The following is a 25,401-nucleotide window of genomic DNA, read 5'->3' as shown; positions in this document are numbered from 1 at the left end:
ATTTATGTTTTTTAGCTGTTGAAAAATACGTTTAAATGAAAAAAACAATTGAAACCGAGCGTTTAATTTTAAGAGAATTACAACTTTCTGATGCCGAAGGTATGTTTGAGCTAGATTCGAACCCAAAAGTGCATCTTTTTCTTGGCAACAAGCCAGTGAAACATATTGAAGAAAGTATAGAGAATATCAAATTTATTCAGAAGCAATTTGCTGATTTAGGAACGGGCCGTTGGGCAGTCGTCCTCAAAGAAAATAATGAATTTATTGGCTGGTCGGGAATAAAATATAGTACCGATGAAATAAACAATCACAAGAATTTCTACGAATTAGGATATCGTTTTATCGAAAAACATTGGGGCAAGGGTTATGCAACAGAAGCAGGGCAAGCTTTTGTAGATTATGCTTTTACTGAAATGAATGTCGAAAAGCTGTATGCGTATACAGATGCGGGAAATGAAAACTCAAGAAGGATCTTAGAAAAATTAGGCTTTCATTTTGTGAATTCTTTTGAATACAACGAAGAAATAGAAGTCTGGTACGAACTTAAAAAGCCAGAGTAACAAAGAAATGTTTTCCAAATCTTTACATACTTAATAAAGTGAGTAAAGATTTGGAAACAAATCAGAGTTAAATGATATTATTTTTTAGCTACAGAAACAAAATATTTATTTCCGTCGCCCATTGTTAGTTTTACGCGTTCGTCGCAAAGGTCGATAGCAAAAGCTGCGCTTTCGTAACAGCTGCAAGTTGTGTTTTTGTCTTTAGACATTTCAGTTTTACAGTTGTTGTTTTTGAAAGTTGCCAACTGAGGTGTGTACAAACTTACAAGATCTGTAGAAGCTGTTACTAATGAAATGATACTTGCCGAATTGTTGTTGGTAATTCTGTACACAATTCTATCCGTGTAATTTACTTCATTAACAGTTACTTTACGAATGTAGGTGTAAGCAGTAGATTCTGCACCTGGTTCTTTTACTTCAAATTTAAAACCAACAGCACGAATTGCAACGTCAAATTGCTGCTGTGAGTTTAAACTTGCCCAGGTCGTTAATGTACTGATAGAAGGAAATGGATTTGTAGCTGGAACATTAGTTTGCGCTTGCGCACTAAAATAGGTTAAGAACATCAAGCAGATCGTGGGTAAAAATGCTTTCATAAAGTGGTATTGTATTTTAATTGTTGCCTACTCTCTTTGGTTTTCGGCTTTCCCATTTCATTTTGTTACACAAAACAACAACATAACGATTAAAATTCAAAATTGTTATGTCGGAATTATCATTTAATTAATCAACTTTCTGAAATTTTATTATTCGGATTTTTTTACATCCGAAAACTATTTAAAAGTAAATGTAAGATTTTTTGAATTTAAACCGAAGAAAAATGCATTTAATCGATGAAATTTGCATTTAATCGATTATTTTGTCATTTTATTCTTATCGAATTCCTTAAATCTTTTTATGAAAATAATTTGATCCTGAAATTGTTTCTAAAAATACGCCCTTTTTTTGATTCCATAAAATCTTTAGCAATCAAATTATTGATCAGAAGTCTATTATTAGCTTTCTTTTAATGAATATTGTTTGTAAATTTGCAACCTTAAATTTTTTGACAACGATTTCATTAATTTAAGAAAATTATGGAAAACAGAAAAAAAGTTGCCTTTTACACGCTGGGCTGTAAGCTGAATTTTTCAGAAACTTCTACAATTGCCCGAAGCTTTAACGACGAAGGTTTTGACCGCGTCGATTTTGAAGATGTTGCAGATATCTATGTGATCAATACCTGCTCTGTAACAGAAAATGCCGATAAACAATTTAAACAGGTTGTAAAAAAAGCAATGAAGCTTAATGATAAAGCTTTTGTTGCCGCTGTTGGCTGTTATGCACAGCTCAAGCCCGAAGAACTGGCCTCGGTTGATGGTGTCGATTTGGTTCTAGGAGCGACAGAAAAATTTAAAATTACGGACTATATAAATGATCTGAGCAAAAACGATATGGGTGAAGTGCACTCGTGCGAGATTGCTGAAGCCGATTTTTATGTAGGCAGCTATTCTATTGGCGACCGTACACGTGCTTTCCTGAAAGTTCAGGACGGTTGCGACTACAAATGTACTTATTGCACGATTCCGCTTGCTCGCGGCATTTCGCGTAGTGATGCCCTTGAGAATGTGCTGAAAAACGCCAAAGAAATTTCGGCTCAGAATATTCGCGAAATTGTTCTTACTGGTGTTAATATCGGCGATTACGGAAAAGGCGAGTTCGGAAACAAGAAACACGAACATACTTTCCTAGATCTGGTTCAGGCTCTTGATAAAGTAGAAGGAATCGAACGTTTGAGGATTTCGTCTATCGAACCAAATTTATTGAAAAATGAAACAATCGAGTTTGTGTCTAAAAGCCGCACTTTTGTACCGCATTTTCATATTCCGCTGCAGTCAGGAAGCAATGATATTTTAAAATTGATGAAACGCCGTTACTTGCGAGAAGTTTATACTGACCGCGTAAGCAAAATCAGAGAAGTAATGCCTGATGCTTGTATTGGTGTCGATGTTATTGTTGGTTTTCCGGGAGAAACCGACGAGCATTTTTTAGAAACATACCACTTTTTAAATGATTTGGATATTTCTTATCTGCACGTTTTTACCTACTCAGAGCGAGACAATACAGAAGCAGTCGGTATGGAAGGAGTTGTTCCGTCAAATGTTAGGGCAAAACGCAGCAAGATGCTTCGAGGCTTGTCTGTAAAAAAACGTCGTGCTTTTTATGAAAACCAATTAGGAACCAAAAGAATCGTTCTATTTGAAGGTGAAAATAAAGAGGGTTATATTCACGGATTTACCGAAAATTACGTAAAAGTAAAAACACCATGGAATCCGGAATTGGTTAATACTTTGCAGGAAGTTAACTTGACCAAAATTGATGAAGACGGAAGCGTTCGCTTAGAGTTTTTAAATAAGCTTGCTGAGGTTTAAACAATAAAAAGAGTTGTCTAAAAAATATAGCTCATTTTTTATAAGTTTCAGATGAGCAAAATATTACAATATAGAATAAAAAAAACTCCAGCAGAGCGACATATTTTTTCCTCAATATATGTCGCTCCGCTGGAGCTTCTTGCATTTAAGCATTGGAAATCTATAAATTTTCACCCCGCTGGAATTTGCCTGCAAATAATTTTTTGCAACTATTCTGTTTTTTTTTAAACTATTTCTGATCTTCTGGAATTACCAGTTTCAAAGAATTAATGTAATCGGTATCAAATTCAATGACACGGATTTTTTCGGGATTAAAGCCTAATTCTCCTCCAAAATTACCTCTGGTTTCAAGGAAATCTATGAGAAGTTCATCTTCAGTAAGGGAAATTAATCGTCCTAAATAAACTGCTTTGGAAGATTTTTTAGCAAGCTGAAAAATATCGTATTTGTGATCGAGAAATTGTAAAATCGAACTCAAGTCTTGAATTGGAATAATATCTTCGGCATTTATGTTTATGCCCTTCAAGCGAATTACTTTTTCGGTAAAAATGTGTCCTTCGTCTCGGTGGATTGCTTCGATGTTTTTGTTTCTTAAAATAACAAAACCATCCAGAACATAATCAACAGGATTGTTTCGAAGTAAAATCCAGTCGTCAGAATAATCAATTAGAAATCCTGTGTAAGTTTGTTTTTTATCCTGAAATTCTATTTCAATTAATTGTCTTAAATATTTTTCCATCATGATATGTTTTTAAAGTCTCAATATTAAAATTCCAAATTTCAAATTCCAAACGCAAACTCCAAATTCCAATGCTTGAGATTGGAATTTGGAATTTTAAAAATTTGTGATTTGCCTTTATGGATTGGTAGACCAAATACTGCTGTTTTTTATGAACACTCTTCGGTTCAGCTTCAGTTGAGAAACAATCAATTCTGCCATATCTTCAGCCTGCATTACTTTTTCAGGATTCCCGTCTGTCAGGTTTAAATCTTTTGCCATGTCAGTTGCAACTGTACTCGGAGTTAAAGCGGAAACTCGGATATTGTGTTTTCTCATTTCTTGCATCAAAGAATCGGTAAGACCCAAGACAGCAAATTTTGACGCGCTGTATGCACTTGTCAGTGCATTTCCGTTTAATCCCGCAGTAGACGAAATATTGATAATATCTCCAGTTTGTCTTTCAATCATATTCGGAATTACGGCACGTGTGGTATAATACGTTCCCATTAAATTAACCTGAATGATTCGTTCCCAAGCTTCTGGCTCTAGTTCCAGAAATTTCCCAAAAGATGCAATTCCGGCGCTGTTGATTAGAATGTCGATGCTTTTAAATTCTGCCAAAGCTTTTTGGACAGCCTTGTTTACAGAATCAATATCAGAAACATCTGCAACAAGTGCAACTGCTTTTACGCCAAGATTAGACGCTTCGTCAGCCAGTTGCTCAATATCGGTCTGAGTTCTTGAAACCAATATTAAGTTTACGCCTTCCTTTGCCAATGCAATTGCCACAGCTTTACCAATTCCTTTTCCAGCACCTGTAATAAGTGCGTTTTTATTTTTTAAGTTTGTCATGATTGTAGTTTTTAGAAATGCAGAAAGCATCATTTTGAGTGGTACAAAAATAAGCTTTTACACACAAAATTGATGCTTTAAGTTGGTTTCTTAATCTAAGTTTAACAACTTTTAAAACACATTAAATTTATTTTTTCACTACAACATCGATTAACAGATTATGGCTCTAAAACATCTTTTATCTTACGTGTGGTAACAATAATTGCGCCGTCTTCGCCTTTTGTTCCGTAAAATGCAACTGCTTCTTTTCCTTTTAAGACTTTTAGGCTTTCAATATCGTTAGGATTGATTTTTGAAAATTCTGCTGCGTTTACCGAAACTCCATCCAAAATGTACAAAGGCTCTTTTCTAAAGATAGTAGTTTTTGCTTTACAATTCTCTTTGTTGTGAGAAATTGTATCTGAAATTGGTTTTGCCTGTGCCGTAATTATGGTGCATATCAGCATAGTAAAAAGGGATATGACAAGTTTAAAATTTTTCATGATTATTTTTTTGGAATCGGTTTTCCGGTTTTGGTCGTAATGATTACCACGCCTTTTTTCCCTTTTTCACCATATTTTGAAGTTGCTTCCAGATCTTGTAAAATAGTTATCGTTTTAATCTCCTGCTGATTTAAAGGCGCGTAGGGACTGGTAGGATTGTCTCCAAACAAGTCGTTTTCAGAATAATAAATACCGTCAATGATATATAATGGTTCATCAAGAACCACAAGAGATTCGACATTTTCTGGATTAAGGTTCGGAAGTTCTTCCTGCATCATTTTGTCTCTCTTCACTTCATTGCTGTGTGCCATCGCAGTTCCGTTTAAAATTACAAGCGGACTGCTTTTTTTAGCTTTCGCTGATGATCTTTCTGCATAAGCAACTCGAGCAGCTTCTTTTGCGCTATTATAATCGGAAGCCGCTTTATCTTTATAAGACAACATATTCTTGTCGTTTTCGTCTTCAAAATAACCCTTAGCTGCAGAATGCGTAATTATGCTGTCTGCGGCAACAGTAGGGGCGGGAGGCGTCAAGACCATATCTGCGGCTGGAGCTGCTTCCTGCGCAGCAAAACCTCCACTATTTTGAATGTGATGTTCGATGATTTTAGCTCCTTCTTTATAAGAGATAATACCGCTATCAGCAGGAATCGTTTCTTTGGGCTGATCAAAAGCTGGTTTTTGATTATTTTCTTTTTGGTCGAAAACCACTTCTTGAGTTTCAGAATTTACGGTTTTATCAGAATTTAAAAATTGAAAACCGATAGAAAGCAATAGAAGAAAAGATGCAGCTATGGCAATTTTTTTCCATAACGAAATCGCTTTTTTATCTTCTTTTTTGTCTAGTTTTTCTTCAACACGCGACCAGACTTTTTCCATTGCGTCAAAGCCTTGAAATTCGGCATTTTTTGAAGCCTCTTTTATTTTTTCGAATAATTTATCTTGATTGTCCATGACTACTTTGCTTTTTGATAATACAATTTGTTCACCAATTCTTTCAGTTTGGTTTTGGCAGCGTTCAATTGCGATTTTGAGGTGCCTTCCGAGATTTTCAGCATTTCGGCTATTTCTTTGTGTCCAAAACCTTCTATCACAAAAAGGTTGAAAACAGTTTTACAGCCGTCGGGAATGTGGTTTAATAAATTGAGTAGGTCTTCTTCTTCTAAAGTATTGATTTCGTCGGTAAAAGGCTGTGAAAGCACTTTTACATCGTCGAGATACATATTAAAATTGGTGTTTTTTCGAATAGAAGCCAGACAGTGATTTACCGTAATTTTTCTGGACCAAGCTTCAAAAGCCTTGTCTTCTTTCAGTTGTTCCAGTTTTGTGAAAATGGTAAAAAAGGCGTCGGCCAGCACTTCTTCAATTTCCTCTTCTTTTTTAAGGTATCGTTTGCAAACGCGATACAATTTCGGAGCCATATGCTCGTAAACCTGACGCTGTGCCTCACGGTTCATTTTTTTGCAGTTAGAAATTATAGTTTCGTCTATCACAATTTTGGTCTTTATTTATAAAGAGAACTAAAAAGATAAAAAGGTTGGGAGGGAGTATAAAAATAATTTAAAAAAGTGATATAAAATCTTTTGCGGCCCTTGTTTGGAATCTCGCGACTATACTTTTGCAATCAGTAGCAATAAGTCCCATAAAAAATGGCAAACCATCAAGATTTTGATGTTTCGATATTTTTCGTACTGAAATGCAAATACAAGTCCGATAACGGTTGGTCCAATGATATTTAAAAGCGTTCCATAGCCAATATGAAGAAATCCAAACAAAATGCTAGAAAGCACAATTCCTAGATTTTTGCTTTTCAAAACAAATTCTAATCTTGGCAACAAGTAACCTCTAAAGATTAATTCTTCTGTAATTCCTGCTGTTACGCAAGTGAAGAAAAGCAAAAAGTGGCTTTTTTTAAAAAGTGCCAAAGCTTTGTTTAAGGCCGCGCTTTCTCCAGTGATTTTCAATAAAACGATAAGTAGAGTTGTAACATAAACAGCTACAGCTAATTTTATGAAAGTAATAAAGATTGCTTTTAGGAAAGCCGAAATAGAATATTTAGTTTCTGCCCAAACTAAAAAAGGCTGTTTTTCAATTTTTATGGAATATAGAAATAATAACAGTAGCGAAATCCAAAGTGCGAATCTCGAAATGTAGAATTGAGTTTCATTGTCAACACCTAGTTTTTTAATTAGCATTGAGAAATACATTGCTAAGAATGGCAGAAGAACTGAAAGTATTATGCCAATTAAAATTGTTTTTTTTGTTGTTTGCTTATTTTTAGGCATTTATTGGGGTTAGTAATTTTTATTTGTTCTGTACCAGGCTTCAATTTTTTTAATTGCTTCTTTATCTGTTTTCGGACTAGAATATAAGCCTAGATTGATTTTTTTTCTATCAATGTATGAATTAAGGAAAATTATTGCAAAACCTCCTACTTCTGCATCCTTATTAGGGAAAAAAGAAGAAAATACATTTTGGTAACTGCAGCATTTTTCCTTCGAATACATAATAGAAATTAAATAGTCTACATCATTTGGTTTAACCCAATTATCAGGAAAATCACCACTCATTGTTACAAATTTATATTCAGGATTTTTATTGTATTTCTTTTTTAAAAGCGAAATAAATGACTTGACATTTAAATCCTGTATTCTAATAAATTTTTCCTGATGTTTTTTAGTTTCATTAATGGGAAATCCTTCCATCTGAAAGACAATCAGAAAAAGTAGAGACGATAGAAGAATTCTTTTTTTCATTTTGTTAGATGAATTTATAGTAACCAATCACAAGTTTTTTTATTTAACAGGCAATGTCAATTTATAAATCTTAGTTTCCAAAACTTCAGTATCATTATCTTCGCAAAGTAAAAACTCGATTTTATTATTTTCTTTTTTATAAAATGTCAAGCCTTCGAATTTATTAGTTGAAGTAATTTTTTGTGTAAAATCAATTTTCATGGTTTTAAGGTCGATTCTACCAATGAAGCTTCCCAAAATTGCACCGTCGTCGTAGGTCGATTTGGTGTCTTCTGCTGTTGATAGAAAATAGATTTTGTCGTCGACTAAAACGGCATCAGTAAAACTAGAACGAACGCCTTTTATTTTCGGAAGTTTGTAATTCACCGAAATCAAAGCAAATTCTTCGTCGAGCTTTTTGGCATGAATGGTAAAAATGGTGTTTTTGTTTGAAACTCCATTTCCTCGATTGAATAAATACCAGTTTTCGCCATCAAAAATAGCACCTTCCAAATTGAAGTCTTCGGGTTTTATTTCGCCAAAACTCTGCATCAAAGCATACAAGTCGACTAGATTGTTCTTTTTTAAAACGGTTTTGTTTTTCAGGTCAAACTCAATCATTTTATTTCGACTTTCGGTTGAACCAGAACCAAAAACATAAAGCGTGTCATTATGAGCAGTCATGGATTCAAAATCGGGTTTTAGGTTTTTCGGAATGTTCTGTGTCGGATTATCAATTAAAGCATGTTGATTTAATTGTTGATGCTGCATATTGTATTCGTACAAAAAACCGCTGTTGTCGCCAATTACATAAAGTGCATCGTTATTATAAAATAATCCCGATGCTGAACCGATTCCGATGATTTGAAATAATATTTCTAAGGTGAATTTTTCCATGAATTGTTGTTTTTATAGTCTTAGATTTTTCTTGACTTTACTTTTTAAAATTATTGTTTTTTTCAGCTTCTGAAGTTGTTTTTTCGAGTAAATCAATAATTAATTTACTTTTTAAGTTGATGTTATGTTTGTAATTGATATTTATTAAGCCATCACTTTCTTTTTGTAAATTAAATATATCGAATAATTTTTCTGTTTTATTTCCATTTACTATCACACATAATTCCTGAAAGGTCGAATTGCCAATGCCGATGGCATATTTTTCCTTTTTAATATTTATATATTCGAAAAGCTTTCCTTTTTCATTATCTATAACTGTTTTATTTGAAAAATATATATTCCAAAATGAAGTATCTTCAGGTGTTAGTATAGTATACTCGTGGCAATAATTAATTTTTGTTAAAAAAAAACTGCCCTGTTTTTTCCAAAAGACATAGACAGGAGGATTGACTAAATCATCAAAACAGGTGTCTTTTTCATCTGAGGAAGGCTCTACAATAAATATTGGACGTTCAGGAGTAATTTTTTTATAAGTAATGAGAGTGTCGATTTTTTGAGTTGTAATAAAATCTGAAACTAATTCATTAATATTTACTTTTTGATAAGTTTGTGAGTTACTGACAAAAGTTAAGAACAAAAAAAATAAAAGGAATGCATTTCGAGTCATTATACTGTTTTTAAATTTTTATATGTTCTTTACAAAATAAATGCCTAACCCTAATAGCAATCAAAAGTATTGCGATGAATAGCAGTTCCAATAGCTATCGGAATTCGTAAAATTACTATATTTATAAGATATAAAATGAAAAAGATATGAAATCGATAGATCCGAATGATTTTAAAGTTATAGAAAAGATTAAGTTAAAAAAACTTCCGACCCGTTTAGATATTGAAGCAGATGATGATGAAAAAGAAGAAAAGCTGGAAAACGTAAAAGATAAACTGAGTGATTTGCAGGATGTAATGTACGCACATAATAAATATGCAGTTTTGATTTGCTTGCAAGGAATGGATACTTCTGGAAAAGACAGCCTTATTCGCGAAGTATTTAAAGAATTTAATCCGCGTGGGGTAGTGGTGCATAGTTTTAAAACGCCTAGTTCGGCTGAACTCGAACACGATTATTTATGGCGCCATTATATTGCATTACCCGAAAAAGGTAAGTTTGCGATTTTTAACCGTACTCATTACGAAAATGTGCTGGTAACACGTGTGCATCCGGAATACATTTTAGGAGAAAATCTTCCCGGAATTAATTCTGTTGATGATATTACACCCGAATTTTGGGAAAACAGACTCGAGCAAATCAATAATTTTGAAAAGCATATTGCGCAGAACGGTACGATTGTATTGAAGTTTTTTATGCACTTGAGCAAGGAAGAACAGCGAGAGCGACTGCTTCGCCGACTTGAGCAGGAAAAACACAATTGGAAATTTTCTCCTGGAGATTTAAAAGAACGCGGGTACTGGGATGAGTATATGAAATATTACGAAGAGGCCATCAATAAAACCTCGCAACCACACGCTCCTTGGTACATCATTCCGGCCGATGACAAAGAAATGTCAAGATATATTGTAGCAAAAATTATTTGGGAAGAAATGAAAAAATATACCGATATAAGAGAACCCGAACTCGACGAAAAAACTAAAGTTAATATTGAATTGTATAAAAAGGAACTTGGCGAAAGGTGATTTTGATAAGATAGTAGAAAAACTGCCAATTTGATGATTTTATCCCAATTGGTTCTCGAATTGGTTGGGATTAATTTTTAAATCAAAATTCTCAAAAATACAAAACCCGGCAGATTGTGGAGACTGCCGGGTTTTTACCAAAAACAAAAAAATAAATTAAACCTATATTTTATAAATCAAAACCATAAGCTAGACGCAATGCAACCTGATTGGTTTTGAATTTGTTATAGTCCTCATAACGGACACTGATATCGATATATTTGTTGGCGTATCCAATTCCTGGCGCCCATAAAAAAGTAGTGTCATTGTATCCGTTTGTTACGGCAAAACCGGCACCTACTTCACCTAAAACGTAAAATTGATCTTCCCAGATAAAAGCTTTAAAACCAGCTTTTGCAGGAATAAATCCAAGATCTTTTACGTCTACTCCGTTTTCATCCTTTCCTGTAAACAAATTGGTAAAACCGGTTGTTAATGTCAAAGATGTTTTTTTAGATAAATCGTATTGAAGACGAACGTCTCCACCAAGAGACCAGTCGTACGCATTGTCCGTCGGTAATCCTCCGTTTAATCCGAATCCTAATCTAAAACCCTGATCGTAATTTTTTACTTCACTGTCTTGAGCGAAAGTTGAGTTGGCGGATAAAAAAGAAAAGGCAGCTAGGCATAAAATTTGTAATTTTCTCATGACAATTAAATTTTGAATTATTAATAATGTAAAAGTAGATTTACACCCTTTCGGATTTGTTATATAATTTTTACAAATTGTTATATAATATTTGACTTTGGTCAAAATAGCCTTAAGATTTGCTTATGTTTTTAATAATTTGAGAGAATTGAAAGCTTCTAACTATCTTTGCGGCCTAAATAAGATTGAAAGTGAATTTAAAGCAGTACACCAAGGAGTTTTCATACAATTTAAGACTTGCCTATCCTGTTATTTTAGGAATGGTCGGCCATACTTTAATTGGTATTGTTGACAATATTATGGTTGGTAAAATTGGGGCTACCGAATTAGCGGCTGTATCGCTGGGAAACAGCATGATTTTTATAGCCATGTCTTTGGGAATTGGTTTTTCAACAGCCATCACGCCTATTGTTGCCGAAGGAGACGCAGAGAAAAATGATGGCAAAATCCGTTCTGCATTTCACCACGGTTTATTTTTGTGCACTATTTTAGGACTGATTCTTTTTGGCGTCATTATGATGGCTAAACCAATAATGGAAATGCTGCATCAGCCAGCTGAGGTAATTGTGCTGGCAAAACCTTATTTAGGCTGGGTCGCTTTTTCGCTTATTCCATTGATTATGTATCAAGGCTACAAACAATTTGCCGACGGTTTATCACTGACCAAGTATTCTATGTACGCCATGGTGATGGCAAACGTGCTTCATGTCGGGTTAAATTATGTGCTTATTTACGGAATCTGGTTTTTTCCGAAAATGGGTATTATTGGCGCAGCTTTGGGTACTGTAATTTCTAGAATTTTTCTGGTAATGTTTATGCACATCATGCTTTCGCGAAGAAAAGATCTGCAGCACTTTTTTCAAAATTTCAGTTTTGATGAAATAAAAACTGCAACGATAAAAAAAATAATTAGCATCGGATTTCCATCGGCGATGCAGATGCTTTTTGAAGTTGTTTTATTTACTGCTTCAATCTGGTTGTGTGGCAATATCGGAAAAACCAGTCAGGCAGCCAACCAAATTGCATTGAGTCTCGCTTCGATGACTTTTATGTTTGCAATGGGATTAAGCGTTACTTCGATGATCAGGGTGAGTAATCAGAGAGGTTTGACCGATTTTAAGAAACTGATTGTCGTAGCGCGTTCGATTTTCCTTCTTGCAATTATAGTCGAAACTTTTTTTGCCATTTTGTTTATTGCTTTTCATGACTATCTTCCTCATATTTTTCTGAATATGGAAAATACCGGACAGATTTTAGATAATACAGAAGTTATTGCCATTGCCTCCAAATTGCTGTTGATTGCGGCTGTTTTTCAAATTTCAGACGGAATTCAAGTAGTAGTTCTCGGTGCGCTTCGAGGTCTGCAAGATGTCAAAATTCCGATGTACATTACTTTTGTCGCTTATTGGGTAATTGGTTTTCCGATTTCATATTATTTGGGAGAACATACCGAACTGAAAGCTCAGGGTGTTTGGGTCGGACTTTTGGCAGGGTTGACGGCTGCCGCAATTTTGTTATATCTTCGCTTTAATTACCTAACCAATAAATTAATCAAAAATTCATTTTCAAATAACTAAATTTGGAAAATAATTGGCTAAAGTTTTTTAGAATCTGAAAAAACAGAATGCCCTTTAATCAAAAAATTAAAATTAAAATAATACTATGGAATTACCTAAATTTTTACTTGGAGACAATACCGATTTTCCAGACGATATTTTTATCATTCACCTTGATTATCCTCGTTTTATAATTAATTTAAAAGACGATGAGGTTGAATTTTTAGAAGAAGCCGAAGATCTTGACGAAGCGGAACTAAATGCAGAAATGGAAGGTCTGATTGAGCAGGCAAACGAATTTTACGATCGCGAGGTCAATCGTTACGAAGAATAATTTCTTTGTTTATTCTTACGTTCTTATCTGATGAAAAACTTGCGCTTTCTAAAACCTATCTTCAATTTTATAATAATCGGATTGTTGATTACAACTTTAAGCCGTTTATTTTTGTTTTTTCTTTTTAAAGAAAGAGTAACCGAAACGCCAAATTTCTGGTATATTTTTCCAATCGGTCTTCGAATGGATTTGATATTACTGTGTTATTTGTCGTTTCTTCCGGCCTTACTAATTACATTTCTTCCTGAAAGATGGATGAAATTTACCAATCGGTTTTTAGTATTTTACAGCTTTTTATTTCTTTTTTTGATTTTGTTTGTAGAACTGGCTTCACCAGATTTTGTGAAACAGTACGATACACGTCCGAACAAGATATTTTTGGATTATTTGATTTATCCAAAAGAAGTTCTTGGCATGCTCTTAAAAAGTTATCTGACTTCTATAATTCTGACTTTCTTAATTTTAGGTGTCACAATTTATTTTGCCTTCAAAAAAGGTAAAACGCTTTTTCATACAGAAAATGCAGGTTATAAAAATAAGCTGATTCTTTTTCCTTTTGTTGCATTTTTATTGTTTTTTGGAGCTCGTTCAAGCCTGACTTCTAAGCGTCCGATTAATGCCAGCAATGCAGTTTTTTCTACAGATCAATTGACCAATACATTAGGTTTGAACTCATTTTACACAGTTGCTTTTGCAGCTTATTCGATAAAAAATGAAGGAAATACCAAAATGTACGGCAAAATGGATGAGGCTGAAGCGATTTCTCGTGTCAAAAAATACATGATGGCAGGCAAAAATGATTTTACTGATGCTGAAATTCCTTTTCTCCATTTGCAGAAAGCAGATTCAGCTCAAGCAAAACCGTATAATCTTGTTATTTTTCTGCAGGAAAGTTTAGGTGCAGAATATGTTGGTGTTTTAGGTGGAAAACCCTTAACGCCCGAGTTCGACAAATTGTCTAAAGAAGGATTGTTGTTTACAAACTTATATTGTACAGGAACCAGAAGTGTTCGCGGTATAGAGGCTGTAGTTACAGGATTTTTGCCATCACCGTCTGAAAGCGTTGTGAAATTAGGAAACTCTCAGCAAGGATTTTTTACTTTGGCAGATGCTTTAAAGCAAAAGGGATATGATACAAGTTTCATTTATGGCGGAATGGCGAATTTTGATAATATGGCTTCCTTTTTTAACGGAAATGGTTTCAGTGATATCGTAGATCAAAGTGATTTTGAATCGGATGGTAAGAAATATGCCTTTAAAGGAACTTGGGGTTATTCTGATGAAGATTTGGTTACCAAAGCCAATGAATATTTTAAATCGAAAGGAGATAAACCGTTTTTCTCCTTGATGTTTTCAACGTCTAATCACGAACCTTTTGAATATCCTGCTGGAAGAATTAAACCATACGATAAAAAGGCAAATACGGTAAATAATGCGATGAAATATGCCGATTTTTCGATTGGGAAATTTTTCGAAATGGCGAAGAAAGAAGCCTATTTCAAAAACACGATTTTCATCGTCATCGCAGATCATAATACTAGGACTTACGGAAAAAATCTAGTTCCGATAAATAAATTCCATATTCCGGCTTTTATTATGGGGCCAGGTGTTCCAAAAGGTGCCGTTTACGATAGATTGGCAAGCCAGATTGATATTCCGCCCACTTTGTTAGGGTACTTAGGAATTCCTTTTGAAACGCCAATGGTAGGAAGAAATTTAGCGAAGTTAGATTCTAAGGTGCCGGGAAGATCAATCATGCAGTTTAACGACATCAATGCTTTTAGGGTCGAAAACCAAGTTGTGATTATGCAACCTAATTTGAAACCACTTCAATTCGAAATCAAAAATGACACAACTTTGGTTCCAGTAAAACTAAACGAAGAATTAGCAAAAGACGCTCTAGCTCACGTTGTCACTGCGGGGAATTTGTATAAGGAAAATAAGTATAAGCTTAGACCTGCAAAATAGGTTCAAAGATGCAAAGCAACAAAGTTTCAAAGATTTTACTTTGAAACTTTTTTATGAAGATTTATCACAAGATTGTGTGTAGAGATTGTTAATGATAATTGGTACAAAGATTAAAATGAGCAAGCGATATATTTTTTACTCTGCATCTTTGTCACTTTGAGCCTTTGTTCCTCTATCAAAATACAATTTTAATAAACTAGAAGCGGCTGCAAACGATGAAATCTCATTGTTTTGCACTGCTTTTTTGCTTTCTTCTAAAAGCGAAATTATATCAGGCTGATTATAGAAATTTTGTTTTAACTGCTCGTTGATGGTTTCCATCATCCAGAAATGATTTTGTTCGTTTCTTTTTTCTTGAAAAAATCCGGTTTCTTTCGTCATTTCAAAATATTCAGAAATTGTATTCCAAACTTCAGGAATTCCATCTTTTGTGAGTGAACTGCAAGTCGTTACTTTAGGCTGCCAGCTTGATTTTTTAGGAGGAAATAAATGCAAAGCTCGATTAAATTCAACTTTCGCCTGATTGGCTTTTTTAACGTTATCGCCATCGGCTTTGTTGATTACGATTGCATCTGCCATTTCCATTATACCGCGTTTAATTCCTTGAAGCTCATCTCCGGCACCTGAAATTTTCAATAATAAGAAAAAATCGACCATGCTGTGAACCGCAGTTTCGCTTTGTCCGACACCAACAGTTTCTATAATAATAGTATCAAAACCAGCTGCCTCGCACAGAATAATCGATTCTCGGGTTTTACGGGCCACACCTCCTAAAGTCTCTCCCGAAGCGCTTGGTCTGATAAAAGCATTTTCATTCTTAACCAATTCTTCCATGCGAGTTTTATCGCCCAAAATGCTTCCATGAGAAATAGAACTACTTGGGTCGACAGCCAGAACTGCTATTTTTTTTCCTAATTGCGTTAAATGCGTACCAAAAGCTTCTATGAAAGTGCTTTTTCCGACGCCGGGTACACCTGTAATTCCAATTCGGACCGATTTATTGGCATGAGGAAGACAGCCTTTGATGATTTGATTTGCTTTTTCGGCATGTTCAGGATTTGTACTTTCGATTAATGTAATCGCGCGGCTTAAAGCCGTTCGGTTGCCTTCGAGAATTCCAGAAACTAATTCGTGAGCGGTTGGCTGTTGTCTGCGTTTTATTTTAATTTGATTAATAGCCGAAAGGTTGGTGATTTCGGGAGATGAAATTCCAGCTTTTTCATATAAGCTGCCGGCTTGTTTATTAAAATCAGACAAAACGCATTTTTTAGAAATGTAAAAGTACTGAAAACAAAAACAGTTTCAAAAAATTAGTTCGCCACGACCCGAGCGATAGTGAACAGGCGAAGCAATTACGCGAATTTCCGCTAATTTGTTATTTTAAAATATGAGTAGAAAAAGGTTTGCCACGAATTACACGAATTTTCACTAAATTTTTATTTTCAAAAGAAGCTAAAAAAAGTAACTATTAAAGTTGTCATCCTGAAGAAGGATCAAGTAAAACAAAAATAATTTGTGTGAATTTGTGTAATTTGTGGCAAAAAAAACTTTGAAACTTAGAACCTCAGTATCTTAGCAACTCTTCTTAGTATCCAGCAGTAAATCTTACTTGGTGGTGTTTTGGATTTTCGGTTTCGTCTGCGATAACAACGGCTAGATCTTCTACAGAAAGAATACTTCTTTGTTCGTCATTAAAAACAGGATTTTCTAAGCCCAAACGGTATTTTCCAGTTCTGCCGGTTTTAGTTCCAGCATGCATTTCGAAAGCAGGACTAAAAAATGCCCAGTCTAAATCTTTTTCTTCTTTGATGATATTCAGATAATGTCTTGCGGCATTAGCTCCAGGGAAAATTTCTTTTGGAAAATCTGGAGTATCAACTGCTTGTAAATCTGGAGCAACGTATAAGCTTCCCGCTCCTCCAATTGTAATAAAACGTTTTACGCCCGATTTCTTCACCGCTTCCTGAATCGCTTTTGAACCTGCTAAAAAGTCATCGTAGATATTTGGATTCGTCCATCCAGGATTGTAAGCGTTGATTACAGCGTCGTGACCTTTTAAGATTGCCGCCAAAGCATCTACGTTAAAAATATCAGCCGCAACCCATGTAGCATTTGCCGTATCCTTTGGTGTTCTGGCAATAGCCGTAATTTCATGTTTTCTGTCTGCGAATTCGTTTACTAATGCCGAGCCTACAAATCCTGTGGCTCCAATAATTGCGATTTTCATAATATATAAATTTATTTAGTAATAAAAAATGTTACAGTTTTGAATAAAAAAAATCCTAAAATTGATTTGAAAAATCTTCCAGTGAAATGTTTTCAAGCTGTGCACTGACTTTTTGATTCATTTCATTGTACAAAGTTTCCAAATGCTTATTGATGTTTTTACCAACTGGACAGTCAGGATTCGGCTGGTTTTTTGCAAAGCCTAGTCCAATCGATTCAAAAGTCATTTCGAATATTTGTCTTAATGTGAGTTCGGTCGCATTTACTGCCAGTTTCGTTCCTCCGTTTTTTCCTTCTTTACTTTCTACGATATGATGTGCTTTTAGGTTGGCAATTTCTTTGCGAACCAAAACAGGATTCAGATTGATGCTTCCCGCAATAAATTCCGAAGACAAATAATCGTTTGGAAATTTATGCAGCAAGGTCAAAATGTGAATCGTTATGGCGAATTTACCTGAAATCATACTGTAATAAAATTTATTACAAATATAGTGCGTTTTGTAACACAAAAAACAATTTTAACTATTTTTTTGGAAATGAGTGATTAGTAAAAAGTTAAAAGTGATTGGTAATTAGCTTTTTGTAAGATGTGAAAAGTTATTGGGTTTAGAAATTAATGGGATGATGGGTGTTTGATTTTTGATTATTCCTAATAGAAGAAAAATATACCCAAAGTATAAAAAGAAACTGCAGTGGTATTCTAAGCCATAAATAGGATAGACCTCTGCCTGTATAGTCTGCAGTTTGCAAATTTATATTTTTACTTGCCGCATAAATGTTCGCTGGAAGTAGGAGGATGAAAAATAGAATAAGCAATTTTCCAGTAAACACTTTGGTGCTTGGCAATAGGAGTCCGATTGAAGCGATTAACTCTATAATTCCTGTAGCATATACAATGACATTTGCCCAAGGTAAAAAAGAAATCATCATTGCCATTCCTTTCGTAAAGGCAAAATGACCTATAGCGGTAAATGCCAGCATCAGTGCCATAGCAATTCTTCCTGAAAATGATAGTTCAAGTCGTTTGGTTTTAAGCCAGATAATAAGTAGAGTTGCAGCAAAAGCACCAAATAATACAATTAGGGTTTCCATATCTTTTTTTTATTGTACAAAGTTGCACAGTAAAAAAACTTAAAACAATGAACCTGGGTTAATAAATGCGCTTTCTAATTCGGCTTAAAGCTTGTGGAGTAATACCGATATAAGAGGCAAGGTATTTTTGAGGAATTTTTTGAATTAATTGAGGTTGTTCTGTAAATAAATTGAGGTAGCGCTGTTCTGCAGAATCATTTAGTAACGACAATTCTCTTTTTGATTTTTTAAGAAATAATCCTTCACTTGCAAAGCGGCCAATAGTATTGCCGATTTCGGTTTCGGCATAAATGTCCTGAAGATCGTTATAAGAGATGCGCCATAATACGGTGTCTGCAAGAGCTTCAATAGTATAATTTGCGGGTATTCGGGTAATAAATGAGTCGTAGCCGCTTGTAAATTCGCCATCAAATACGAAAGTAAAAGTGAGATCTTTATTTTCTGAAGGAATGTAATATCTAACGATTCCTTTTTCTATAAAGGAAAGGTAACCTTCAACGTGGCCATTTTGGAGAATTGTCGTTTTCTTTGGAAATTCCTGACGGATAAGTTTTGATGAAAAGATATTCCAGTCTTCATCAGAAAGTTTTATCATTCGTTCGAAATTGTCTCGTATTTGTTGCATTACTTTTTTTATTTATTAAAAGTAACAAAAAACTTAAAGAAGCGATACAATTTGTTCAGTATCGCAATTTATAAATCCCTATTTTTGTGGTGATTTAATAATATGACCAACTTTATACTAATATTTCTCTTTCTTTCGCTTGGTTTAGTTTTGCAGCATGTAAAACAGTTTCCTAATCATATTTATAAGACGCTCAATAAAATTGTCATTTATTTTTGCCTTCCTGCTATTACTTTATACCATATTCCAAAAATAAAATGGAGCAACGAATTGCTTTTTCCAATAGGAGCGGGCTGGATTACTTACATTTTGGCATTTTTGTTTTTTCATATTTTAGGAAAAAAACTAGGTTGGTCTAATAAACTCATAGGATGCCTTATTCTTACTGCGGGTTTAAGCAACAGTTCTTTTTTAGGTTATCCGATTATTGAAGCTTTATTTGGAAAAAAAGGTCTTGAAACCGCTGTTTTAGTTGATCAACCAGGAACCTTCGTTGTGGTTTCGACGTTTGGCGTTTTTACGGCCACTTTTTATTCTAAAGGAAGTCCGAATACTTTTGAGATTCTCAAAAAGATTATTTTGTTTCCGCCTTTTATCATGTTTGTTTTGTCCTGCCTTTTAAATGTTTTTGATTATGACTTGCATGAAAGTATCCAGTCACTATTGTTAAAAATTGGAAGTTTGGTCACGCCTTTGGCATTGCTTTCGGTTGGTTTACAGCTGACTTTTGATAAAAAAAGCAAACACTGGAAGTTTTTACGTCTAGGATTATTTTTCAAACTAATTCTGGTTCCGTTTACAATTTTGATTTTATATGTTTTTATTTTCAATCAGCGTTCTGAAGCGATAAAAATCACTTTGCTAGAAACCGCAATGGCACCTATGATTACCGGTGCAATTCTGGCATCGACTTATGGTTTGAAACCAAAATTGAGTAGTATGATGATTGGTTTCGGAATTCCGATTTCCTTTATTACGCTTGCGGTTTGGTACTTTGTTCTCACTTTTATTTAGTTTTAAAATAGTAACTATATCGAAAAAGTAGAATTTTAACTTTTTTTTACCTTTTGAATGTTTTCTAAATGCATTTTTTAGTTAATTTTAGATGAACTAAAAAATTAAAAATTATGTCAACATTAAGATTAGGTGATATAGCTCCAGATTTTCATGCAGAAACCACGCAGGGACCAATTAATTTTCACGAATGGTTAGGAGATTCATGGGGCGTTTTATTTTCGCATCCAGCAGATTTTACTCCGGTTTGTACAACTGAATTAGGAACAGTAGCGAATTATGTTCCTGAATTTTCAAAAAGAAATACAAAAGTTATTGCTTTGAGTGTTGATGGATTAGAATCGCACAAAGAGTGGATAAAAGACATAAATGAGACTCAAAATACGGAAGTGAATTTTCCGATTATCGCAGATGAAGATAAGAAAGTAGCAAACCTATACGATATGCTTCATCCAAATGCTAGCGATAAATTTACAGTTCGTTCTGTTTTTGTAATCGGACCTGATAAGAAAATCAAACTGACTTTGACTTATCCTGCTTCTACGGGAAGAAATTTTGACGAATTGCTTCGTGTGATTGACAGTCTTCAATTAACAGCAAATTACAGCGTTGCAACTCCTGCGAACTGGAAAGACGGTCAAGATGTGGTGATTGCTCCTGCAATTCCAGACAGCGATATTCCAGCTAAATTTCCGAAAGGTCATACACCGATAAAACCGTATCTGCGTTTGACACCGCAACCGAATAAGTAGTTTAAGCTTCTAAGTTTCTGAGCTGCTAAGGTTCTAAGTTTTGAGGTTTTATACTGCTAATAAAAAGCTTCTGAAATTCTAATTAAATTAGAACTTCAGAAGCTTTGTTTTAGGATGAGTTAAGATATCCAAGAAAAAAACTTAGAACCTTAGCACCTCAGAACTTAGCAACTTTTAAAAAAAATCTATACCTTCTTAAACAAAGCATTCATTTTCTTTTTGTCGCCGACTACCCATATTATATCATTTTTTTGCAGAATAATATTAGATTCCGGATTAAGATTTCGATTTCCGTTGCGCTCGATTCCGACAACCAGACCTCCGGTTTTTCCTCTAAATTGGCCAACACTTTTCTCTATAAAATCTTCATCTGCGATTTCAAGCTGACGCAACACAATTTCAGTTTCCTCCACTTCTTTAGCGGCTTCTGTTTCGTTTTGATTTAAATATTTGGTAAACTCTGCAATCTGTGCATCAGTACCGATAACGCATATTTCATCGCCTGGAAAAAGGCGCTCCGTTTTCATCGGAATCGAAATCGTAACATCGCCTCGCTTGATGTAAGCAATATTGATTCCCATCTGTTCACGAATGCGAAGTTCTTCTAATGTTTTTCCTGCTAGATTTGATTCCTTTCCGATATCAAAAAAAGACATATGCCCGTCCCAAGGCATCAAGTTGGCATAACGGCGATCTATTTTTTTGTTTTCGCGATCGTTTAGGTTTTTCAGGAAATGGCTTTCAATTTTATGATATTGCTCGTTCAGTTTTTTTGGGAAAATCTGGTACGCTCCGATTGCAATAATCAAGGCAACAAAAGCAACCAGCGGAGAAAAGAAAATATTCAATAAAAACCCGACGAAAAATAGGCCAAGACTCATTCTGATTAAAATCAGCATTAAAAGCGCTCCTCTGTACTTGCGTTCTTCCCATAATGATTCTACTTCCTCTACCTTTACACGACGTAAAGAAAGCGCCCATAAAAATGGTGCAATTATTCCAAGTGTAATCAGGGCCGCCAAGGTATTTCCGAATCTTGTATCGGCTACAAGAGGGGCTACAAATTTAGAAGACAGCAAAATAATCGCTGTAATGATTATGGTGTGCAGAATGATTTGCGTAATAGATGCTCGAAGCACAACTTGCCAGGTACTGACAGATTTAATCGCTTGCGCATTTACACTGTAACGATTGATGTTTTTAATCCATTTTTTAGGCAATTTTTGCTCTAGAGCGAATGCAAAAGGTTCTGAATATTTAATCAGAAACGGAGTTGTAAAAGTTGTAATGGCAGAAACGGCCACAATAATTGGATACAGAAAATCGCTGGTCACTTTAAGCGTCATTCCGAGAGTGGCAATAATAAAAGAAAACTCTCCAATCTGAGCTAGACTCATTCCGGTTTGTACAGATTGTTTTAAAGGCTGTCCCGAAATAAGCGCCCCTAATGAAGAACTGAATGCTTTTCCGAAAATGGTTAAAAGTGTAATAATTGCTACTGGTAAAGCATAGGTAAGCAATGTGTCAGGATTTATTAACATTCCAACAGATACAAAGAAAACGGCGCCGAATAAATCTTTTACTGGCTGAATGAGATGTTCTATTTTTTCGGCCATTGTGGTTTCTGCGATAATAGATCCCATGATAAACGCACCCAGAGCAGGTGAGAACCCAACATTGGCAGCAAAAATTACCATCATTAAACAAAGAGCCAACGAAATAATTAGCAACATTTCGTCTGTTAAAAGATGTTTTGCCTTTTTTAAGATTGTTGGGATGATAAAGATGCCTCCTAAAAACCAGATAATTAAGAAAAATATCAGTTTTAAAACAGATTGCAGTAATTCGCTTCCCGAAACCTGATCACTTACCGCAATCGTAGAAAGTAAAACCAGCATCAGAATAGCTACAATATCTTCAACAATCAAAGCGCCAAACACAATTCCGACGAATTTTTTTCCTTTTACACCGAGTTCGTCAAAGGCACGGATAATAATTGTCGTGGAAGAAATAGAAAGCGTCGCTCCAAGAAAAATGCTGTCCATTTTTCCCCATCCCATCCATTGTCCGACGCAATAGCCTATCAGAACCATGAAGATAATCTGGGTAATGGCCGTTACCGATGATGTGCCACCGACTTTCATTAGTTTCTTAAAACTAAATTCGAGTCCGAGACTGAACAACAAGAAAATCACTCCGATTTCTGCCCAAACTTCGACACTGTGCATGTCTGTAATTGAAGGGAAAAAATCAAAATGGTTTCCGGCAAGAAATCCTGCAATCAGGTAACCCAGAACCAGTGGCTGTTTCATTCTTTTAAAAAGCAAAACAGCGATTCCGGCAGTCATTAGGATTAATCCTAAATCACTAATCAGAGGTTTCAAATGGTGTGTAGTTTCAGCAGCGGCGCTTAAGGCAATCATAAAGTGGTATTTTTTTCTTTAAGAGCTGATCCAGCTTTTTATTTTTGTTTTGGGCTGGTTGCTCGAAATAATTAATAAAAAAAGCTATCTCGATAAAGATAGCTTTTTTTGACAAAATATTTTAGATTTTATTTAAATTCCTGTGTAATTGCTAGGAGTTATCTGCAATAATTCTGCTCTTACCGCATCAGAAACTTCCAAAGTGGCAATAAAGTTATGAATTGCATTTTTATCAATTGCTTCATTTGTTCTTGTCAGACCTTTTAAGGCTTCATATGGGTTTGGATATGCTTCGCGACGTAAAATAGTCTGGATCGCTTCTGCCACAACAGCCCAATTTTTCTCTAAGTCTTCGGCAAATTTACTTTCGTTTAGCAGTAATTTGTTAAGCCCTTTTAACGTAGCTTCAAAAGCAATTATTGTATGTCCCATCGGCACTCCCACATTTCTTAAAACCGTACTGTCGGTTAAGTCGCGCTGTAATCTTGAGATTGGAAGTTTTGCAGCCAAATGTTCAAAAATAGCATTTGCGATTCCTAAGTTTCCTTCAGAGTTTTCAAAATCGATTGGGTTTACTTTGTGCGGCATTGCAGAAGATCCGATTTCGCCCGCTTTGATTTTTTGTTTAAAGTAATCCATTGAAACGTAGGTCCAAATATCACGATCTAAATCGATAATGATATTGTTGATTCTTTTTAAGCCATCAAAAAATGCGGCAAAATGATCGTAATGCTCTATTTGTGTTGTTGGAAAAGAATGGTGCAAACCTAAATCGGTTTCAACAAATTTATTTCCGAATTGTTTCCAGTCAATTTGCGGATATGCTACGTGATGCGCATTAAAGTTTCCTGTTGCACCACCAAATTTAGCAGCAAACGGAATGTTGAACAACAAACGCATCTGCTCTTCTAAACGCTCTACGAAAACCAAAATTTCTTTTCCTAAACGAGTAGGAGACGCTGGTTGTCCGTGTGTGCGAGCCAACATCGGAATATCCTTCCATTCGCCGCTTAATTCTTTTAATTTTGCAATTAAGGCAACCAAAGTCGGCATATAAACCTGCTCAAAAGCTTCTTTCGTAGAAAGCGGAATGGCAGTGTTGTTGATGTCTTGTGATGTTAATCCGAAGTGAATGAACTCTTTGTATTGAGACAAACCTAATTTTTCAAAAGCGTCCTTAATGAAGTATTCAACCGCTTTAACATCGTGGTTGGTTACTTTCTCGGTTTCCTTAATCCAAAGTGCATCTTCGGTTGAGAAATTTTTATATATGTTTCTCAGGCTTTCAAATACATCTGAATTAATGCCTTGAAGTTGTGGTAACGGAATTTCGCATAAAGCAATAAAGTATTCAACTTCAACTAAAACACGATATTTTATTAAAGCTTCTTCAGAGAAGAAAGGTGCTAAATTTTTGGTTTTACTTCTATATCTTCCGTCAATAGGCGATATAGCATTCAATTCGTTTAGAGTAGTCATTGTTATGTTGTTTTTCGAAAGGTGCAAATATAAAGAGAATTTAGCGATTAGAAGTAACCAAAAGATGCATTTATGTGTTTAAAATGAATTTAATCGGTCTCTTAAATCGGCAACTCCTTCTGATGCAAATTTTGCAATGGTTTCTACTTTGTTTCGGATATTCGGAATAGAAATCGGATTTGGGTCGATGTAAAAAACAGGTGTTGAACTTGGTGTATAAGAAATTAATCCGGCCGCAGGATAAACTTGTAATGAAGTGCCTATTACGGCAAAATAATCTGCTGTTTCGGTAATATCAATCGCTTCTTCTAGAGCTGGAACTTCTTCGCCAAACCAGACAATATGCGGTCTCAACTGATTTCCATTGTCATCCAGATCTCCGGTTACCAAATCATCTGTCCAATCAAGGATATGATTTTTATTTTTTATGCTTCTTACTTTTAATAATTCGCCATGGAGATGCAAAACTTTGGTACTGCCGGCTCGTTCGTGTAAATCGTCTACATTCTGCGTAATAATGTGTACATCAAAATCTCTTTCTAATTCGGCTAAAATAGTATGTCCTAAATTGGGCTTTACTTCTTTGAGCTGTTGGCGTCTTTTATTGTAAAAATCTAAAACCAAGTCCTGATTTTTATGCCATCCTTCAGGTGTTGCCACTTGCATAACATCATGACCTTCCCATAGACCGTCGCTGTCTCGAAAAGTTTTTATACCACTTTCGGCACTAATTCCGGCGCCAGTTAAGACTACAAGTTTCTTTTTCATTGCTTAAAATGTATTAAAACATAAAAATAATAATTCTATAATTTATCCAGCTGAAAAAATTTAATGAAAGCATTTTTTGAAAGAAAAACTTCCAGTGTTTATACCTATTGTTTTAATGTCAGAATAT

The 25,401-nt window shown here is 34.9% G+C and carries 27 protein-coding genes; 8 read left to right on the top strand and 19 right to left on the bottom strand.

Features of this window, described 5'->3' with window-relative positions; genetic code table 11:
* The first annotated feature begins 35 nt into the window (after positions 1 to 35).
* The gene (locus tag E0W73_RS04545) at positions 36 to 560 is read left to right on the top strand and encodes a GNAT family N-acetyltransferase (RefSeq protein ID WP_135220901.1); all 525 of its coding nucleotides are present in this window, start codon (positions 36 to 38) and stop codon (positions 558 to 560) included.
* A 77-nt stretch (positions 561 to 637) separates the two neighbouring features.
* Here E0W73_RS04545 and E0W73_RS04540 read toward each other — a convergent pair whose 3' ends face one another.
* Positions 638 to 1,156, bottom strand: coding sequence for a hypothetical protein (locus E0W73_RS04540; protein WP_135220900.1), 519 nt, complete (start codon positions 1,154 to 1,156; stop codon positions 638 to 640).
* Positions 1,157 to 1,636: 480 nt separating this feature from the next.
* Here E0W73_RS04540 and mtaB point away from each other — a divergent pair, with 480 nt between their 5' ends.
* Positions 1,637 to 2,971 (top strand): tRNA (N(6)-L-threonylcarbamoyladenosine(37)-C(2))-methylthiotransferase MtaB, encoded by a 1,335-nt coding sequence (gene mtaB, locus E0W73_RS04535; RefSeq protein ID WP_135220899.1) that lies wholly within the window; start codon positions 1,637 to 1,639, stop codon positions 2,969 to 2,971.
* 229 nt (positions 2,972 to 3,200) lie between these two features.
* Here the strand turns inward: mtaB and E0W73_RS04530 are convergent, their stop codons facing one another.
* The 9 genes from E0W73_RS04530 to E0W73_RS04490 form a co-directional block, all read right to left on the bottom strand.
* On the bottom strand, positions 3,201 to 3,713 hold the full coding sequence (locus E0W73_RS04530; protein ID WP_317129316.1) for a hypothetical protein: 513 nt from the start codon (positions 3,711 to 3,713) through the stop codon (positions 3,201 to 3,203).
* 114 nt (positions 3,714 to 3,827) lie between these two features.
* Complete coding sequence (locus E0W73_RS04525; RefSeq protein WP_135220898.1) at positions 3,828 to 4,544, bottom strand: 3-ketoacyl-ACP reductase; 717 nt, start codon at positions 4,542 to 4,544, stop codon at positions 3,828 to 3,830.
* Between the two features lie 158 nt (positions 4,545 to 4,702).
* Positions 4,703 to 5,026, bottom strand: a complete 324-nt coding sequence (locus E0W73_RS04520; protein ID WP_135220897.1) for a TonB-dependent receptor plug domain-containing protein — start codon at positions 5,024 to 5,026, stop codon at positions 4,703 to 4,705.
* A 2-nt stretch (positions 5,027 to 5,028) separates the two neighbouring features.
* Entirely contained in the window at positions 5,029 to 5,979 is a 951-nt protein-coding gene (locus E0W73_RS04515) for a hypothetical protein (RefSeq protein ID WP_135220896.1), read from the bottom strand.
* Positions 5,980 to 5,981: 2 nt separating this feature from the next.
* Positions 5,982 to 6,482, bottom strand: coding sequence for an RNA polymerase sigma factor (locus E0W73_RS04510; protein WP_135220895.1), 501 nt, complete (start codon positions 6,480 to 6,482; stop codon positions 5,982 to 5,984).
* A 153-nt stretch (positions 6,483 to 6,635) separates the two neighbouring features.
* Positions 6,636 to 7,220 carry a CPBP family intramembrane glutamic endopeptidase gene (locus E0W73_RS04505; RefSeq protein ID WP_162847657.1) on the bottom strand — a complete coding sequence of 195 codons (585 nt, stop codon included), beginning with the start codon at positions 7,218 to 7,220 and terminating at the stop codon, positions 6,636 to 6,638.
* Between the two features lie 99 nt (positions 7,221 to 7,319).
* Positions 7,320 to 7,781: a hypothetical protein gene (locus E0W73_RS04500; RefSeq protein ID WP_135220893.1), complete on the bottom strand. Its 462-nt coding sequence runs from the start codon at positions 7,779 to 7,781 to the stop codon at positions 7,320 to 7,322.
* Positions 7,782 to 7,820: 39 nt separating this feature from the next.
* Positions 7,821 to 8,657, bottom strand: coding sequence for a DUF6929 family protein (locus E0W73_RS04495; RefSeq protein ID WP_135220892.1), 837 nt, complete (start codon positions 8,655 to 8,657; stop codon positions 7,821 to 7,823).
* Positions 8,658 to 8,694: 37 nt separating this feature from the next.
* The gene (locus tag E0W73_RS04490; RefSeq protein ID WP_135220891.1) at positions 8,695 to 9,324 is read right to left on the bottom strand and encodes a hypothetical protein; all 630 of its coding nucleotides are present in this window, start codon (positions 9,322 to 9,324) and stop codon (positions 8,695 to 8,697) included.
* 146 nt (positions 9,325 to 9,470) lie between these two features.
* On the opposite strand from E0W73_RS04490, the gene E0W73_RS04485 reads away from it, so the two are divergent.
* Positions 9,471 to 10,349, top strand: coding sequence for a PPK2 family polyphosphate kinase (locus E0W73_RS04485; RefSeq protein ID WP_135220890.1), 879 nt, complete (start codon positions 9,471 to 9,473; stop codon positions 10,347 to 10,349).
* A 169-nt stretch (positions 10,350 to 10,518) separates the two neighbouring features.
* Here E0W73_RS04485 and E0W73_RS04480 read toward each other — a convergent pair whose 3' ends face one another.
* Positions 10,519 to 11,037: a hypothetical protein gene (locus E0W73_RS04480; RefSeq protein WP_135220889.1), complete on the bottom strand. Its 519-nt coding sequence runs from the start codon at positions 11,035 to 11,037 to the stop codon at positions 10,519 to 10,521.
* Positions 11,038 to 11,228: 191 nt separating this feature from the next.
* Between E0W73_RS04480 and E0W73_RS04475 the strand changes: the two genes are divergently transcribed.
* From E0W73_RS04475 to E0W73_RS04465, 3 genes are all read left to right on the top strand, one after another.
* Positions 11,229 to 12,614: an MATE family efflux transporter gene (locus E0W73_RS04475; RefSeq protein ID WP_135220888.1), complete on the top strand. Its 1,386-nt coding sequence runs from the start codon at positions 11,229 to 11,231 to the stop codon at positions 12,612 to 12,614.
* Between the two features lie 85 nt (positions 12,615 to 12,699).
* Complete coding sequence (locus E0W73_RS04470) at positions 12,700 to 12,927, top strand: hypothetical protein (RefSeq protein ID WP_135220887.1); 228 nt, start codon at positions 12,700 to 12,702, stop codon at positions 12,925 to 12,927.
* A 30-nt stretch (positions 12,928 to 12,957) separates the two neighbouring features.
* The gene (locus E0W73_RS04465) at positions 12,958 to 14,895 is read left to right on the top strand and encodes an LTA synthase family protein (RefSeq protein WP_135220886.1); all 1,938 of its coding nucleotides are present in this window, start codon (positions 12,958 to 12,960) and stop codon (positions 14,893 to 14,895) included.
* 135 nt (positions 14,896 to 15,030) lie between these two features.
* Here E0W73_RS04465 and meaB read toward each other — a convergent pair whose 3' ends face one another.
* From meaB to E0W73_RS04440, 5 genes are all read right to left on the bottom strand, one after another.
* Positions 15,031 to 16,152 carry a methylmalonyl Co-A mutase-associated GTPase MeaB gene (gene meaB / locus E0W73_RS04460; protein WP_135220885.1) on the bottom strand — a complete coding sequence of 374 codons (1,122 nt, stop codon included), beginning with the start codon at positions 16,150 to 16,152 and terminating at the stop codon, positions 15,031 to 15,033.
* A 328-nt stretch (positions 16,153 to 16,480) separates the two neighbouring features.
* On the bottom strand, positions 16,481 to 17,122 hold the full coding sequence (locus tag E0W73_RS04455) for an NAD(P)-dependent oxidoreductase (RefSeq protein WP_135220884.1): 642 nt from the start codon (positions 17,120 to 17,122) through the stop codon (positions 16,481 to 16,483).
* Between the two features lie 55 nt (positions 17,123 to 17,177).
* Entirely contained in the window at positions 17,178 to 17,585 is a 408-nt protein-coding gene (locus E0W73_RS04450; protein ID WP_135220883.1) for an RrF2 family transcriptional regulator, read from the bottom strand.
* 142 nt (positions 17,586 to 17,727) lie between these two features.
* A complete protein-coding gene (locus tag E0W73_RS04445) occupies positions 17,728 to 18,213 on the bottom strand; it encodes a DoxX family protein (protein WP_135220882.1) in 486 nt (161 codons plus the stop codon).
* A 58-nt stretch (positions 18,214 to 18,271) separates the two neighbouring features.
* Entirely contained in the window at positions 18,272 to 18,838 is a 567-nt protein-coding gene (locus tag E0W73_RS04440; protein WP_135220881.1) for a Crp/Fnr family transcriptional regulator, read from the bottom strand.
* Between the two features lie 102 nt (positions 18,839 to 18,940).
* On the opposite strand from E0W73_RS04440, the gene E0W73_RS04435 reads away from it, so the two are divergent.
* Positions 18,941 to 19,852, top strand: coding sequence for an AEC family transporter (locus E0W73_RS04435; RefSeq protein WP_135220880.1), 912 nt, complete (start codon positions 18,941 to 18,943; stop codon positions 19,850 to 19,852).
* Between the two features lie 113 nt (positions 19,853 to 19,965).
* The gene (locus tag E0W73_RS04430) at positions 19,966 to 20,604 is read left to right on the top strand and encodes a peroxiredoxin (RefSeq protein WP_135220879.1); all 639 of its coding nucleotides are present in this window, start codon (positions 19,966 to 19,968) and stop codon (positions 20,602 to 20,604) included.
* Between the two features lie 185 nt (positions 20,605 to 20,789).
* On the opposite strand, the gene E0W73_RS04425 is transcribed toward E0W73_RS04430, so the two are convergent.
* The 3 genes from E0W73_RS04425 to E0W73_RS04415 all read right to left on the bottom strand — a co-directional run bounded on the left by E0W73_RS04425 (position 20,790) and on the right by E0W73_RS04415 (position 25,274).
* Positions 20,790 to 23,027, bottom strand: a complete 2,238-nt coding sequence (locus tag E0W73_RS04425; RefSeq protein ID WP_135220878.1) for a cation:proton antiporter domain-containing protein — start codon at positions 23,025 to 23,027, stop codon at positions 20,790 to 20,792.
* Between the two features lie 132 nt (positions 23,028 to 23,159).
* Positions 23,160 to 24,506, bottom strand: coding sequence for an adenylosuccinate lyase (purB, locus tag E0W73_RS04420; RefSeq protein WP_135220877.1), 1,347 nt, complete (start codon positions 24,504 to 24,506; stop codon positions 23,160 to 23,162).
* 78 nt (positions 24,507 to 24,584) lie between these two features.
* On the bottom strand, positions 24,585 to 25,274 hold the full coding sequence (locus tag E0W73_RS04415; RefSeq protein ID WP_135220876.1) for an SIR2 family NAD-dependent protein deacylase: 690 nt from the start codon (positions 25,272 to 25,274) through the stop codon (positions 24,585 to 24,587).
* Positions 25,275 to 25,401: the final 127 nt, after the last annotated feature.

The organism is Flavobacterium foetidum, assembly GCF_004634245.1.
GTDB lineage: Bacteria > Bacteroidota > Bacteroidia > Flavobacteriales > Flavobacteriaceae > Flavobacterium > Flavobacterium foetidum.
The sequence above is the reverse complement of the archived record's forward strand: the minus strand, read 5'-3'. Positions and strand labels throughout refer to the sequence as shown.